The organism is Pseudomonas sp. EU05-FHT14B02 (assembly GCF_058791055.1).
In genome coordinates this window covers 79,370-93,493 of record NZ_JBYTDD010000022.1, presented here as the reverse complement: position 1 = coordinate 93,493, position 14,124 = coordinate 79,370, and the positions used below count along the sequence as shown (strand labels likewise).

Below are 14,124 nucleotides of genomic sequence, written 5' to 3'. Positions count from 1 at the left end.
AGGCCGGCTCGACTTTACCGGTGTTGCCGTAACGGCAAGAGGCGCTAGCGCAAACCGAAGTGGCTTGAATATGCAGCAGGAACCCCCGGTATTCAATGAGAGAACCCAGGTGCGGCACCCGCTTCCGCCTGATGGCGTGCCAGCATCCGTGTTGCTGGTGGATGACAATCGCGCCAAGCTCACGGCGCTCGCCGCGGTGATTGCCGACATGGGTCTTGATATTGCCACCGCGACTTCCGGACGCGAGGCGCTGCGCCTGCTATTGCAGCGCGACTTCGCCGTCATTCTGCTCGACGTGAAAATGCCAGTGATGGACGGTTTTGAAACCGCTGCACTCATTCACGGCCGCCCGAAGTCGGCCCACACACCCATTATCTTCGTCACGGCGGAGGCCGACACGGATTCCGAGCGTTTCCGCGGTTATACGGCCGGCGCAGTCGACTACATCTTCTCGCCGATTGTGGCCGAGGTTCTTCGCGCCAAGATCCAGGTGTTTGTCGACCTGTTCTACTTGCAGCGCAAACTGACGATGCAGGCCGAAGAATTGCTGCAATCGAAGCTGCAGCTGCGTGAACTGGCCTCCTATCAGGAGCACATCAAGGAAGAAGAGCGAAAGCGGATCGCACGGGACATCCATGACGAGCTGGGGCAGAGTCTGCTGGCGTTGCGAATCGATGTCTCCATGTTGCAGACACGCACCAGTACCATGCACCCCAAGCTCAACGAAAAGGCCAGCGATGCTCTGAATCACCTCGATACAGCCATCCGCAGTGTCCGCAGCATCATCAATGATCTTCGGCCACCCGTACTCGATCTGGGATTGCAGGCCGCGATCGAGTGGCAACTTGAAGAGTTCCGGCAGCGCAGCGCGATCGATTGCACGATGTCGGCTAAAGACGAAAACTTCCGTTGCGATCTGAATGAAAAATCCGCCACCACTCTGTTCCGCATCGTGCAGGAGTCGCTGTCGAATATTGCCCGGCACGCGCAAGCGACACAGGTGCATATCGAACTCTCCAGGGAGGGTCGCCGGCTTTACCTGCAGATCAAAGACAACGGCGTAGGCATGACGGATCGCAAAAAACTGAACTCGTTCGGGTTGGTGGGGATGAAGGAACGCATCAGCATGCTGGGCGGGGAGTTCACGATCGACAGCGCACCGGACAAAGGAACGAGATTAACGATATCGCTGCCACTTGACTGACCCGCCTGACACCAACACGAGAACAACCACACTGCAGCCCTGCCATACTGTTCAACATGACCAGTGCAACTTTCCGCTTCTACGAGGAGCTCAACGATTTCCTGCCGGCCGAACGGCGGCGGCAACCCTTCACCTGTAAGTGCGCGCAAGGGGCGACGGTCAAGCACATGATCGAGGCGCTCGGGATACCGCACACCGAGGTCGAACTGGTGCTGCTCAACGGCGAGTCGGTGGGCCTGGAGCGGGTGATCCTCGACAATGACCGGCTGGCGGTGTACCCCAAGTTCGAAGCGCTGGACATCAGCCCGCTGCTCAAGGTTCGTGCGCAACCTTTACGGGTGCTGCGTTTCGTCGCGGATGCGCACCTTGGCGGGCTGGCCAGCCTGCTGCGCATGAGCGGCTTCGACACCCTCTACGACAATGGCTTCGAGGATAGCGAGATCGCCGAGATCGCTGCGCAGCAAGGACGCATCGTGCTGACCCGCGACCGCGAACTGCTCAAGCGGCGAATCATCAGCCACGGCTGTTATGTGCATGCCCTGAAACCGTCGCTGCAGCTGCGCGAATTGTACGAGCGCCTCGACCTGGCACGTAGCGCGCGGCCATTCAGCCTGTGCCTGCATTGCAACCTCCCGCTGCACGAGATCAGCCTGGAACTGGCCCGGACGCAGGTGCCGCCACGCATTGGCGTCCTCTATTCGCACTTCCTGCGCTGCGACGCCTGCCAACGGGTTTACTGGGAGGGTTCGCACTGGCGCGGTATGTGCGCATTGCTGGCACCGCTGCTGAATCGATAGTCGCGCGCATCGGGCCGGTTGCGTTGCCAGGGATAACTGGCTTTTGCATGAGGTAGATAACGGCCAAGAGTCGCCGTTCAGGACAGTACAAACTACTGGCTTTTCACTCTGGCGAAGTAGAGTGAATGAGATATCTTGTCGAGCTGTCGATCCACTCAACAATCCAAGGGAGCCAATGCTCAGTTCACTCGTCTCAAATGGCCAGCCACAAACGCCTGACCGATTAGAACTGATTACCCCCTGGTGGAGTTTTACGAAAACAGTCCTGGCTGCGACAACCCTGTCGTTGGTACGTGACGGACTGATCGGATTGGACGACCCAATTCTTGATCAGCCTTTCACGTTACGCCAGCTACTGCGGCACGAGGCAGGTCTGGCCGATTACGGCGAATTTGCGGAGTATCACGCCGCGGTTACGAACAGTGAGTCCGCCTGGTCGGCAGATGAAATGATGCAACGCCTGGACGGTGCTCGACTTCGATACAGTCCCGGAACCGGTTGGCGTTACTCAAATGTTGGCTACTTGCTCATCGGCAGGCTTATTGAGCGGCTGACGGATCTGACGCTTGATGATGCAGTGGGGCAACGTGCGCTAACCCCTCTGGGTCTGTCGAACGTTCGCTTCGCTAAAACGCGAGCAGACTTACAAACGACCCATCTCGGAAGCACCTCAAATTATGACCCCGCTTGGGTTTATCACGGCTTGCTGATCGGCCCAATTTCGCAAGCAGCGCTATTTCTGGATCGACTCCTCTGTGGAGACCTGCTCTCCACGGGCTTGATCCAGGAAATGCAGACAGCACGAACATTGGGCGGCCCGATTCCCGGACGCCCATGGATCACCCCGGGCTATGGCCTTGGTGTGATGCAGGGGTCGATAGACGGCGGATATTCCCTATGCGGGCACACAGGCTGCGGGCCAGGCAGTGTCATTGCTGTCTACCGTATCTGCGACGGCGACGCATCAGTTTGTTGCGCTGCTTTTGAGTCGGGCGCCAGTGAAGGTGCCGTCGAAGCACACGTTGCTGGACAGCTGATACAAGTCCTGCAGCAAGGGGCTGAAGGCGTCTAAGTCCTTCTTGCGGCAGTCTCATGATTCTTCGGAGACCACTTAGGTTGTTTACTGCCATAGGCGACAGGTTGAATCCACAGCCAAAAGCAGACGTTGAACTATTGCTCTGGCTTCAAGTCATCGGCAGTACTGCAACCGACCAGGAGTCGATAAGCATGCCCCTTCGGCGCCTGAAAACGCATATGGCTAGGCGTTGACTATGTCTGTGAGTTTCTGCTCTGGCTTGTCATTGCTCGAATCAAAAGTACCGTCATGATCCCGTGCGAGACGACCACTGGCCACAATAGAACCCCACGCGATTCTCCCGAAAAACCAACGTAGGCGAGATAAAGCGTAGCGGCTGCGTTATAGATCAACATGCCGAGCATTGCTGGTCCGGGCCAGCAGGCGATGGCCAATGCGATGAGGGCGATGCCGGCCACGCGGACAATGACGCCCGTTAGTTCGATGCCAAGCAGAAGTTGCCCGACCAGCGACGGGACAAGTATCAACGCAATACCAGTGGCTGCCTCGATGATCGCGGCGAAAACCAGCAGTCCTTTCATCACATGGGCGCTCCGTCCCGGGCTGTATAGGTGCAAGACTGGACGGCCCTGGAGAAGTGCCTATCGTGATTAGCCTTGGTGGAAAGTTCCGGTACAGCAGTAATACTCCACTCTGCTGCGAAAACTACTCGCAGTATAACGTGGGGCAATAAGTCATGAACTTGGGCGTATGTGAAGCGAAAGAATCTCGACTTCCGTTAATCAAGCGATGCCTTCGCCAGCCGTTAATGCACTTTCTAATCGCCGGTTTTACGCTCTTTGTACTGTACGGAGGTTTACACCGCTCAACCCTTGATCAAGATCCGCAACGCATCGAAATTACCCCTGAAGTTGTTCAGCGGATTGCGATTTCCTGGCTGGCACGATGGCAACGCCCCGCCTCGGAGCAACAGTTGCAGGCCCTGATTGATGACTATGTGAAAGAGGAAATCCTCTATCGCGAAGCACTGAAACTTGGCCTGGACAAAGACGACACCATCATTCGCCGCCGACTGGCGCAAAAAATGGATTTCCTCGCTGAAGATGTCGCTTCACTTCGCGAACCCGCCCCCGGTGTACTTGAGGCCTGGTACAACAAGCATCAGGACCAATATGCCCCGCCACCCCTGGCGACCTTCCATCATGTGTTCTTCGCTTTGGACAAACGCGGCGCGAATGCGCAGGCCCAGGCTCAAGCCGCGCTGAGAGGGTTGACTGACAGGAACAGCGGTGCAGGCGATGCGTTCATGTTTGAAAGCGCCTACACAGAGCAATCACAGGATCAAGTAGCGCGAATCTTTGGTTCAAAGTTCGCCCTTTCGTTGTTCCAGCAACCACCAGGGAGTTGGGTGGGGCCCGTGGAGTCAGGTTTTGGCTGGCATCTGGTGTGGATCGATACACTGGCCAAACCACCGGCACCGGCGTTCGAAACCCTAGCCCAACAAGTCAAGTCCGATTGGTTGTCCGAGCAACGCAGCGAATCGAAACGCGCGAATTTCGATGCGCTCAAGGCACGCTATGAAGTCGTGGTGATGATGCCGGCGACCACCAGCGCCATTGCCGCCACGCAAGCCGAGCAGCCGTGATGAAGCGTACGGTCTGGCTGCTGTTACTGCTCGGGTTCAGGGGGCTGACCGCCATGGCCCATGAGTCGCGCCCCGCTTATCTGGAACTTAACGAAACGACTGCCGGGCGGTATGACGTTGTGTGGCGCACGCCAGTGCTGTCAGGTATGCGATTGCCGATTGCGCTGCGGTTTGCTGAAGGTGTGCGCACTGTCGTGGACCCGGTGGAAAGCGAACTGAACGATTCACTGATCGAGCGCCGGGTAATTGATGCCGGTCCCGCGGGACTGGTCGGGCAGCGCGTCACGTTTATCGGCCTGCAAGCGAGCATCACCGATGTGCTGGTGCGTGTCTCGCGTCTGGACGGCAACCTGACGACCACCCTCGTCCATCCCGCGCAACCCTGGATAGAGATCACGGCCACGCCAGGAGCGTTTTCGGTAGCCGGTGCGTTTCTGGTCCATGGCATCCAACACATCCTCGGAGGCTTCGACCACCTGCTGTTCGTCTTCGGCCTCCTGCTGCTGGTGGGCAATGGCTGGATGCTGGTGAAGACCATCACCGCATTCACCCTCGCTCATTCTGTCACTCTGGCACTCGCTACACTGGGTGCGGTGCGGCTGCCCGGCCCTCCTGTGGAAGCGACGATTGCGCTGAGCATTCTGTTGCTGGCAGTCGAAATCGCCCGCAAGAACCATGACGAAACCAGTTTCACCCTCCAGTGGCCATGGGTGGTGGCGTTCTGTTTTGGCTTGTTGCATGGCTTCGGTTTTGCCGGTGCACTGGCGCAAATCGGTTTGCCGCAACACGACCTGCCGCTGGCGCTGTTCACCTTCAATGTTGGCGTCGAGATCGGCCAACTGATGTTCGTCGCCGTCGTGTTGAGCCTGCGCGCTCTGTTGCTGCGTTGTCGACTGCCACGACCCGCAGTCCTGTATGCCCGACCGATTGCTTCGTACGGGTTGGGCACGCTGGCTGCCTTCTGGTTTTTCGAAAGAGTCTCGAGTTTCTTGTCCTGAGTTGCACCCTGTCATTGCCGTATTCCGGAGACGTGGAATATGAAAAACCCTACACACTTCACCGCGCCAACAGTGCTCGGTTGCGCCGTGTTAACCGTCAGCGCGCTGGCATTGGCAGAGGGCAACCCGGATCGCGAGGTTTACTTTGGCCAGACGCACTCGCACAGCTCCTGGTCGATCGATGCCTACCTGATCGGCAACCACCAGGTCGATCCCGAGCAGACGTACCAATACTCACTTGGGATGCCGATCAAGCATCCAATGGGGTTTGAAGTGCAACTCAAGGGTCGCCCGCTGGATTTCCATGGCGTAACCGACCACTCGGAATACGTGGGCGTGATCGCCCTGGCCAACGATCCGAATTCAGACTTCAGCAAGCTGCCCATCGCGCAAAAGCTGATTGTCAAAACCCCGGAAGATTTCAACCGGGTGTTCAAATGGATCGCTGGCAGCTTGAGCCATCCGATCAAGGAGCTGATTGATCCGAAGGTTGCCGGCAATATCTGGCAGCAGAGCATCGCCATCGCCGACAAGTACTACAAGCCCGGCAAGTTCACCACGTTTGTCGCCTATGAATGGACCTCAGCCCCCAACAATCAAAACATGCACCGCAATGTGTTTTTCCGCGACTCGAAGAAGGTGCCGGACCTGCCTTTCACGGCCCTCGATTCGGACAAACCAGAAGATTTGTGGGGATGGATGGATGATCAACGCAAAAAAGGCAACGAGGTGCTGGCGATCTCTCACAATGCCAACCTCAGCAACGGCCTGATGTTTCCGGTGGACGTAGATGACCGTGGCCGCCCAATTGATGCCGCCTGGGCCGAGACGCGGATGCGCAATGAATCCCTCACCGAGATTCACCAAGTAAAGGGCACCTCGGAAACCCACCCCGAACTGTCGCCGACAGACGAATTTGCCAATTATGAAATCATGAGTTTCCTGCTCGGTATCGACAACAGCACGTCGAAACTCAATGGCAGTTACATCAGGCAAGCCTGGCAAAACGGCATGGCTTTGCAGCAAGCTCGTGGATACAACCCTTACAAAATGGGCGTGGTCGGCGCCAGCGATTCGCACAATGGGGTGATTCCTTATTCGCAGAGCTACAACTTCGGCTCCCACGGCTTTACCGACAGCACCCCGGCGGCGCGTCTTTCCGACAAACAGAACTCGGGCATGATTGCCCTGCAAACCAGCACCTCCGGTCTGGCCGGTGTCTGGGCCGAAGAAAACACCCGTGAATCGATCTTCGATGCCATGAAGCGTAAAGAAGTCTATGGCACCAGCGGCGTGCGCATCCCCGTGCGCATGTTTGGTGGCTGGGGTTTCGACAACAGTGTGTGGGATGAAAAAAACTGGGTGCATGCCGCCTACGCCAAGGGCGTTCCCATGGGCGGCGACTTGCCGGCAAAACAGGGTAAACAGGCGCCGTCCTTCGTGGTGTGGGCGGTCAAGGATGTCGACGACGGCAACCTTGACCGAATCCAGATCATCAAGGGCTGGACCAAAAACGGCCAGACCTTCGAGAAGATCTATGACGTCGCCTGGTCCGGTGATCGCCAACCGGACCCGGTCACTGGCAAAATCCCGCCGGTGGGCTCCACGGTCGATGTTTCCAAGGCGACTTACACCAATACCATTGGTGCCACCGAGCTGAAAAAAGTGTGGGTCGATCCGGATTTCGATCCGGCCCAGCACGCGTTCTACTACGCCCGCGTGCTACAGATTCCGACCCCGCGCTGGAGCACCTATGACGCGGCCAAGCTGCAAGTACCGCCGCCGGCGGACGTCTCGGCCACTGTCCAGGAGCGTGTGTGGACCTCACCCATCTGGTACACGCCGACAGTTGAGGACAGCAAGCTTGTCGCTTCTGGTAAAACCATCGATCAGCTGAAATCCGAAGGCGCCAACGCGCTCACCAATGAGCAGCTGCAAGCCTATGTGGTGGGCAAAACCATCAAGGTGCGTAATACCGTCACCGGCCAGACGTTCGAGATCGTCTATGGTACCGATGGCCAACGCCTGGTCACCAGCGTCGATGGCAAGCCACCGACGCAAGGGGAGTATCTGAACATGCTGCACGACGGCCAGTTTGGCGTACCGGCCAAATATGAAATCAAGGACGGGCATCTTGTGACAACATTCGGCGGCACACCCTTCGAGGCCACGGTATTCGAACAAAACGGCAAATACATGGCGGCTCGCAGCAACGAGTTCGGCTATGTGAATTATGAGGTTGAGGAGGTCAAGTAGCGCCGAGGCCAGTACCGATGTTCTGCATACATCGGCACTGGCAGATTGACACGAACCGATATTGCCGCCGCTCAAAAAGCCGTTCGCAAATTAGCCCTAGTGTCCTTATCCAAACATTGATGTCTGGCTGGACACTTTTACCGAAAGCGGTCATCGCTGGAAGTCCGCTTTGGGTCGATTCTGTTGAAAACAGTCGGATTTTCAGATCGAGTGGTTTCTCGGCCCTTTCTTGACCTTTACTGCTCTGTTATTGGGTTGGTTTGAGGTTTTTTGCTTGGTGCAGGCGCACCTATCCCGTGACGGGCGGCCCTTGAGAGGTAAATATGGCCAACCGTCGCAGGTTCTGTACCGCGGCCGCCAGCGTGAACTCATCGGTCGCGCCACTCATGCCACGTAGTCGCAAACGATCCAGTTTCAGGATGCGCTTGAGGTGGGCAAACAACATTTCGACCTTCTTACGTTCGTGGCGAGAGCGCTGATACGCCGGCGTCGCTGCGATGCGTCGAGCCACATCCCGAGCGGCTTCATGGACGCTACGGGCGATCTTGCGAATCGAAGTGTTCGGGCAGCACCTGGCTTTCATCGGACACGTCACGCAGTCGGTCTGCCGGGATCGGAAGATGATGGTGTTGGCTTTGGTGACGTGCGAACGCTCGTTTTTGAAGGCTCGCCATTCGCTGCGCAATGCGTTGCCGGCCGGGCAGGAGTATTCCTCGGCCTCTTCATCCCAGTGGGAATCGTTACTCGAAAAACTGTCATTCTTGCGCTCGGTTTTGTCCCATACCGGCACATGCGGCTCGATGTCTTTTTCCTCCACCATCCAGGCCAGCATCTCGACCCGATCGATCATCGTCTTGGTGCTTTCGACTTCTGCGGTTCGATGAGCAGGTGTGGGCTCCACATCCACGATGACACCGTGCTCGGTATCAATCAGATAGTTCGTGGAATAGGCGTAGAACGCGGAGCCACCCGGAGCGGCCGTCCAGCGGGCTTGAGGATCGGTCAGTGATAAACGCTTCGGTAGCGTTTCGGCCAGGGCCTCCTCATCGAGTGCCTCAAGGTACTCACGCACGGCGCGGGTGCTCAGGGCCGGATCGCTCCAGTTGACCTGTTCATCACCCGGTACGCCGCGCTGCCGACTCGCATCCGCTTTGATGATGCTGGCGTCCACGGCACCCACGATCAGCATGCGAATCATCAGTTCAGGATCAATCGACAGACGCCCAATCGGGCTGTAGAAATCGGCGAGGTAATGGCGCAGGTCGCTCAGATCGAGACACTGATCAATGCTGCGCAGAAGGTGATTGGCTGGAATGTGATCTTCGAGATTGAACGAGTAAAACAGTCGCTCCTGTTCACTCGATAACTGTCCCATCATGCTGCGTGCTTCCCTGCTGGCCAATGCGGAGACTTTGCCGGAGGCCAGACAGAGGAGCTACTTTTTCAACAGAATCGGCCAGGAGCGATCGTTGGTGACGGGTGCTACGAGTTCGGCTGTCGGTGCCGGGCATAGAGGATTGAACTACCCACTCCCGACGCCCCTCTCGATTGCAGTTCAAACATATCCGGGTACCCCTTGATCAGCTCGCTGAGCTTTTTATAACCATGGGTGCGAGGATCGAATTCAGGTCTCAATTTGCTGATGTTGGTGCCCAGCGCCCCTAAGTTGGCCCAGCCGTCCTCGTCGGCAATGTCATCCAGGATCTTTGCGATGAAACTTACCAGTGCCTTGGGTAGCTTTTTTACCTCGAGCGTACTGGCGACTTTGACGGCCTCGACTGCGACGGGTGGCTCGGGTTCAAGTCGCTCATGTCCATTGCTGGCCGCTACAAGCACCTCACTGCGCAGCAATTCGGTATAGATGAACTTGTCGCAGGCCGAGACAAACGGCCTTGGGGTTTTTTCTTCACCAAACCCGTAGACGGTCAAACCTTCTTCTCGTAACCGCGAAGCGAGGCGGGTGAAGTCACTGTCGCTCGAAACCAGGCAGAAACCGTCGAAGCGTCGGGTGTACAGCAGATCCATTGCGTCAATGATCAAGGCGCTGTCTGTTGCGTTCTTACCTTTGGTGTACGCGAACTGTTGGATAGGTTGAATCGAATGGTCGAGCAGCACCTTTTTCCATCCACCCAACTGAGGACCAGTCCAATCGCCATAGATCCGCTTGACGTTGGCGACGCCGTACTTGGCGATTTCTTCGAATAAACCTTCAGCAATTGCTGCGGGGGCATTGTCGGCGTCGATTAACACTGCCAAGCGTTTTTGCGTGGGGGTGGATGCGTGGATGGCCATGGGTCGTCCTTGAGTTAAGGGCTTCAACATACCGTTAAATCATGGATGAACAAAGGAACCACAGCATCGCGCTCGAGAGACCGTGTTTGCCAACGGCTACGGAGTTGCGGTGATGTGCAAAGCGGAACTGGATAGCCAATGACTTTCAATCGACCGATATCGGCCGGTGGTCAGAGGTTGCTTTGGGTCGACTGCAGCAGCACACGGCAAAAGACGACCGCCAGTCCTTGGCGGGCAAAAAATAACAAATTGCCATGTGCTCCCTTCGTTCCTTCTTGCGTCGCACTGTTCATTGCCCGTTCCTGTACGTCTGGAGTTTCCCAATGCCCTCGCCTCATTCCTTGCCCGCTGCGCTGCTGGGCCTGGCCCTTGTTTATCCGGCCATGACCGAAGCTCAGAGCCTGGAGCTGGGACAAGTGCTGATTGGCGCTGAGGACCAGAGCGACGAAGACCAGGGGATCGAGGACGCCAGGGCCCGGCTGGCCCAGGTACCCGGCGGCACCAACGTGGTCGACATGCGCCGTCCGTTGCAGGGCCGCGTGGCCAGCAATCAGGATGTGCTGGCTTACCAGCCGGGGATCTATGCCCAGTCGGCGGGCAACGAAGGGGTGAAGATTTCGATCCGCGGATCGGGGATCAACCGAGCACCGGGCGCCCATGCCTCGGGGCTGTACACCATGCTCGACGGTCTGCCGCTGACCGGCCCCGGCGGCACGCCCTATGAGTTGCTGGAACCGCTGTGGCTCGACCATGTGCAAGTGCTGCGCGGCGCCAACGGATTCGACCGGGGCGCCCTGGCTCTTGGTGGGGCCATCGATTACGTCAGCCATACCGGCTACAACGCACCGAAGTTGCAGGTACGCTACGCAACGGGCAGTCACGGTTATCAGCAGCGCCAGGTCAGTTCCGGACAGGTGCTCGGCGCCTTCGATTACTACGTAGCCATGACCGACGCCAACGCCGACGGCTATCAGGACCACACGGCCAGCGAGAGCCAGGGTGTCATCGCCAACTTCGGTTATCGATTCAACCCCAATCTGGAAACACGCTTCTACCTGCGCCACCGCCAGACCGACAACGACCTCGCGGGACGGGTGACCAAGTACTCCATCGAGCACAACCCACGGGCGGCCAACCCGGCCTACGTGGCGCGGGACGACCGCCGCGACGAGCCGGGCAGCACCTTTATCGGCAACAAGACCACCTGGTACATCGATGACGATTCGAGCATCCAGACCGGCCTTGTCTACCACGACTATCCCATGGACCTGAGCGAGGGCCCCAACCGCCTGAAGGTGGCGTACACGGATGTCAGCGGCACGTTCGACTACAAGCGTCGCGACACGCTCTGGGGGCTGGAAAGCCAAAGCACCCTGGGCCTGCGAGTGACCAAACACCTGCCCAACGCCGGTGCCAGCGAGTTCGTGCGCATCCCCACCGGCAACACCGCCGGTTACGCACCGGGCACGCTGATTCGCAACTTCACCTACCAGGGCTCGGACACGGTCCTGCATGTCGGCAATGACCTGGAGATCGCCGAAGACCTGTGGCTGACCACCGGCCTCGCCGCGATCTACACCCGCCGTGAAAGCGCTGTCACCTACCCGCAGGAAGGTGGCAAGACCAGCCTGCACGACTGGGACTACGCCCCGCGCGTGGGACTGCGTTACCAACTGACACCGGACCTGCAACTGTTCGGCAATCTCAGCCGCTCGGTCGAGGCGCCGCATCCGTGGTCGCTGATCTATAGCTCGAACATCCGATTCCCCGCCGGCAGTGGCGTCGCCACGGGCGCCCAGCGCGAACCGGTCACGCTGCAAAACCAGACCGCTACCACCCTGGAAATCGGCGGCCGTGGCGACAGCACGCTGGGGCAGTGGAGCCTGGCCTGGTACTACGCCCAGGTACACCACGAACTGCTTTCGGTGCTGCCGGACGCCAACGCCACCACGCCCTACGAGCTCAACGCCAGCCCGACCGTGCACCAGGGCGTGGAAGCCAGCCTGCTGAGCCCCCTCTGGTCGCCGGACGATGGCGGCCAATTGAGCCTGCGCCAGAGCTATACCTTCAGTGACTTCCACTACCGCGACGATGAGCGCTTCGGCGACAACCGCCTGCCGGGTCTGCCGATGCACTATTACCAGGGCGAACTGCGCTACGACTGGCCACAAGGCTTCTTCGCCACGATCAACACGCAATGGGTGTCGAAGGTAGCTGTCGATTACGCCAACAGCTACTACGCCGATCCCTATGCCATATTCGGCGCGACCTTGGGCTACAACGCGCCCAAGGGCGACTGGCAGACCTGGCTGGACCTGCGCAACCTGACCGACAAGCACTATGCCGCCACGGTCACGCCGGGCTACGACGACAAAGGGCTGGACGCGGCACGATCCACACCCGGTGAGGGCATGGCAATTTACATCGGGGTGTCGTGGAGCCTGCTCTGAGGCCGTTTACCTCACTTCGTAAACGCACACAGCCGCGCGCGACGACTAAGCTTTTGTAACGTCACTTCGTCCCTCAAGGAGCTATCCATGAGCGCCGCCGCCCTGTCCGAACTCGATGCTGCCCTGCCCGGCCTGACTCGCAGGATCCGCGTGCTGGACGCCCTTTCCTGGCCGGACGGCGTCGAGGAAGAGTTCCTGGCGAAATGGCGCGGCGGGCGAGCCGAGTTGCCCAAGGTCCAGTTGCAGCCCCGCGACCACAGCACCGACATCGCCGCCCTGGAAACCTTTATCCGTCGTTGCGATGTGGGGCATCCAGCCGGCAATTACCTGGCCATGACCGCCCGTAGCTATGCCACGGCCGGGCACATGCTGGGAGCCATCGGTACTCCCGCCTTTACGCAGTTTTCATCCGCGCTGTACCGGCGCCCGGATTTCTATTACAAACGCCTGCAACTAAGCATGCTTGACGCGGCCCGGTTCTTCCTCAAGACCACCGACGCCCTGCTGGGCAGTGCGCGGATTCCACCCTGCCCGGCCGAGATCCCGGCCAAGGCGTTCGCCGCCTGGATTCAACCGGAACTGGACAGATTCTTCGGCGTCGGACAAATCACGGTCGTGCTCGATCCGAACCTGGCCGCCAAGGCCATCGCCGGATCGAGCCGCATTCGCCTGCGGGCCAGCGCGCTGTTCTCGGAACTGGACAAGCATCAGCTGTTGCAACACGAGGCGTTCGTGCATGTCGCCACGGCACAGAACGGCGCGCGCCAGCCCAACCTCACGAGCCTGGGCCTGGGGGCGCCCCGCACCACCCAGACCCAGGAAGGCATTGCCACCCTGGCCGAACTGTTCACCGGCAGCATGGACATCAACCGCCTGCGGCGCCTGGCCCTGCGCGTGCTCGCCGTCCAGCAGGCGCTGGAGGGTGCCGACTTCATTCAGGTATTCGAAGGTTTTCTGGCGGCCAACCAGACAGAAGAGGAATCCTTCCGCTCAACCCAACGGGTGTTCCGCGGCGCCGACCTGCGGGGCGGCTCGGCGTTCACCAAGGATGCCGCCTACCTGACCGGGTTGCTCGGTGTCCACACCCTGCTGCGCATTGCTATCCGCGATAACCGGCCGGAACTGGTCGGGCATCTGTTTGCAGGTCGCCTCAGCCTGGCTGACACCGTGCGCCTGGCGCCCCTGTTCGAATCTGGCTGGCTCAAGGGACCGGTCTATCTTCCGGCCTGGGCCAGCGACCTGCGCCTGCTGGCCGCCAACCTGGCCTTCTCGGCGTTCATCGCCCAGATCAAGCTGGATGTGCTGGACCTGGATGTGTTCATGGCATTCGCTGAAGAACACGAAAGTGATGCGAGTGCACATTGACCAGGAACAGGATCACACCGTTTGAAAGTCAACCTGGCTTTTTAAAATCAACTGCTACCATTAGGAAGCGGTGTCGAGGCC

At 58.8% G+C, this 14,124-nt stretch carries 12 protein-coding genes; 8 read left to right on the top strand and 4 right to left on the bottom strand.

Features of this window, described 5'->3' with window-relative positions; translation table 11 throughout:
* Nucleotides 1–70 precede the first annotated feature (70 nt).
* From AC3WTM_RS20155 to AC3WTM_RS20145, 3 genes are all read left to right on the top strand, one after another.
* Entirely contained in the window at nucleotides 71–1,204 is a 1,134-nt protein-coding gene (locus AC3WTM_RS20155) for an ATP-binding response regulator (RefSeq protein WP_102670014.1), read from the top strand.
* A 56-nt stretch (nucleotides 1,205–1,260) separates the two neighbouring features.
* Nucleotides 1,261–2,001, top strand: coding sequence for a Mut7-C RNAse domain-containing protein (locus AC3WTM_RS20150; protein ID WP_102670013.1), 741 nt, complete (start codon nucleotides 1,261–1,263; stop codon nucleotides 1,999–2,001).
* Nucleotides 2,002–2,176: 175 nt separating this feature from the next.
* On the top strand, nucleotides 2,177–3,073 hold the full coding sequence (locus AC3WTM_RS20145; protein WP_102670012.1) for a serine hydrolase domain-containing protein: 897 nt from the start codon (nucleotides 2,177–2,179) through the stop codon (nucleotides 3,071–3,073).
* A 197-nt stretch (nucleotides 3,074–3,270) separates the two neighbouring features.
* Here the strand turns inward: AC3WTM_RS20145 and AC3WTM_RS20140 are convergent, their stop codons facing one another.
* A complete protein-coding gene (locus AC3WTM_RS20140; protein WP_102670011.1) occupies nucleotides 3,271–3,618 on the bottom strand; it encodes a hypothetical protein in 348 nt (115 codons plus the stop codon).
* 155 nt (nucleotides 3,619–3,773) lie between these two features.
* On the opposite strand from AC3WTM_RS20140, the gene AC3WTM_RS20135 reads away from it, so the two are divergent.
* The 3 genes from AC3WTM_RS20135 to AC3WTM_RS20125 are packed head-to-tail and all read left to right on the top strand — an operon-like array spanning nucleotide 3,774 to nucleotide 7,936.
* Nucleotides 3,774–4,682 carry a peptidyl-prolyl cis-trans isomerase gene (locus tag AC3WTM_RS20135; protein ID WP_102670010.1) on the top strand — a complete coding sequence of 303 codons (909 nt, stop codon included), beginning with the start codon at nucleotides 3,774–3,776 and terminating at the stop codon, nucleotides 4,680–4,682.
* On the top strand, nucleotides 4,682–5,680 hold the full coding sequence (locus tag AC3WTM_RS20130; RefSeq protein ID WP_102670009.1) for a HupE/UreJ family protein: 999 nt from the start codon (nucleotides 4,682–4,684) through the stop codon (nucleotides 5,678–5,680). The genes AC3WTM_RS20135 and AC3WTM_RS20130 overlap by 1 nt, the downstream gene beginning before the upstream one ends.
* Before the next feature lie 39 nt (nucleotides 5,681–5,719).
* Nucleotides 5,720–7,936: a DUF3604 domain-containing protein gene (locus tag AC3WTM_RS20125; RefSeq protein ID WP_102670008.1), complete on the top strand. Its 2,217-nt coding sequence runs from the start codon at nucleotides 5,720–5,722 to the stop codon at nucleotides 7,934–7,936.
* A 289-nt stretch (nucleotides 7,937–8,225) separates the two neighbouring features.
* Here AC3WTM_RS20125 and AC3WTM_RS20120 read toward each other — a convergent pair whose 3' ends face one another.
* The 3 genes from AC3WTM_RS20120 to AC3WTM_RS20110 form a co-directional block, all read right to left on the bottom strand.
* A complete protein-coding gene (locus AC3WTM_RS20120; protein ID WP_102670007.1) occupies nucleotides 8,226–9,314 on the bottom strand; it encodes a transposase in 1,089 nt (362 codons plus the stop codon).
* A 104-nt stretch (nucleotides 9,315–9,418) separates the two neighbouring features.
* Nucleotides 9,419–10,228: an NYN domain-containing protein gene (locus AC3WTM_RS20115; protein WP_102670006.1), complete on the bottom strand. Its 810-nt coding sequence runs from the start codon at nucleotides 10,226–10,228 to the stop codon at nucleotides 9,419–9,421.
* A gap of 170 nt (nucleotides 10,229–10,398) precedes the next feature.
* A complete protein-coding gene (locus AC3WTM_RS20110; protein WP_256586098.1) occupies nucleotides 10,399–10,521 on the bottom strand; it encodes a hypothetical protein in 123 nt (40 codons plus the stop codon).
* A gap of 30 nt (nucleotides 10,522–10,551) precedes the next feature.
* On the opposite strand from AC3WTM_RS20110, the gene AC3WTM_RS20105 reads away from it, so the two are divergent.
* The gene (locus AC3WTM_RS20105; protein ID WP_102670005.1) at nucleotides 10,552–12,678 is read left to right on the top strand and encodes a TonB-dependent receptor family protein; all 2,127 of its coding nucleotides are present in this window, start codon (nucleotides 10,552–10,554) and stop codon (nucleotides 12,676–12,678) included.
* An 87-nt stretch (nucleotides 12,679–12,765) separates the two neighbouring features.
* Nucleotides 12,766–14,043 carry a peptidase MATCAP family protein gene (locus tag AC3WTM_RS20100; protein ID WP_102670004.1) on the top strand — a complete coding sequence of 426 codons (1,278 nt, stop codon included), beginning with the start codon at nucleotides 12,766–12,768 and terminating at the stop codon, nucleotides 14,041–14,043.
* Nucleotides 14,044–14,124 lie beyond the last annotated feature (81 nt).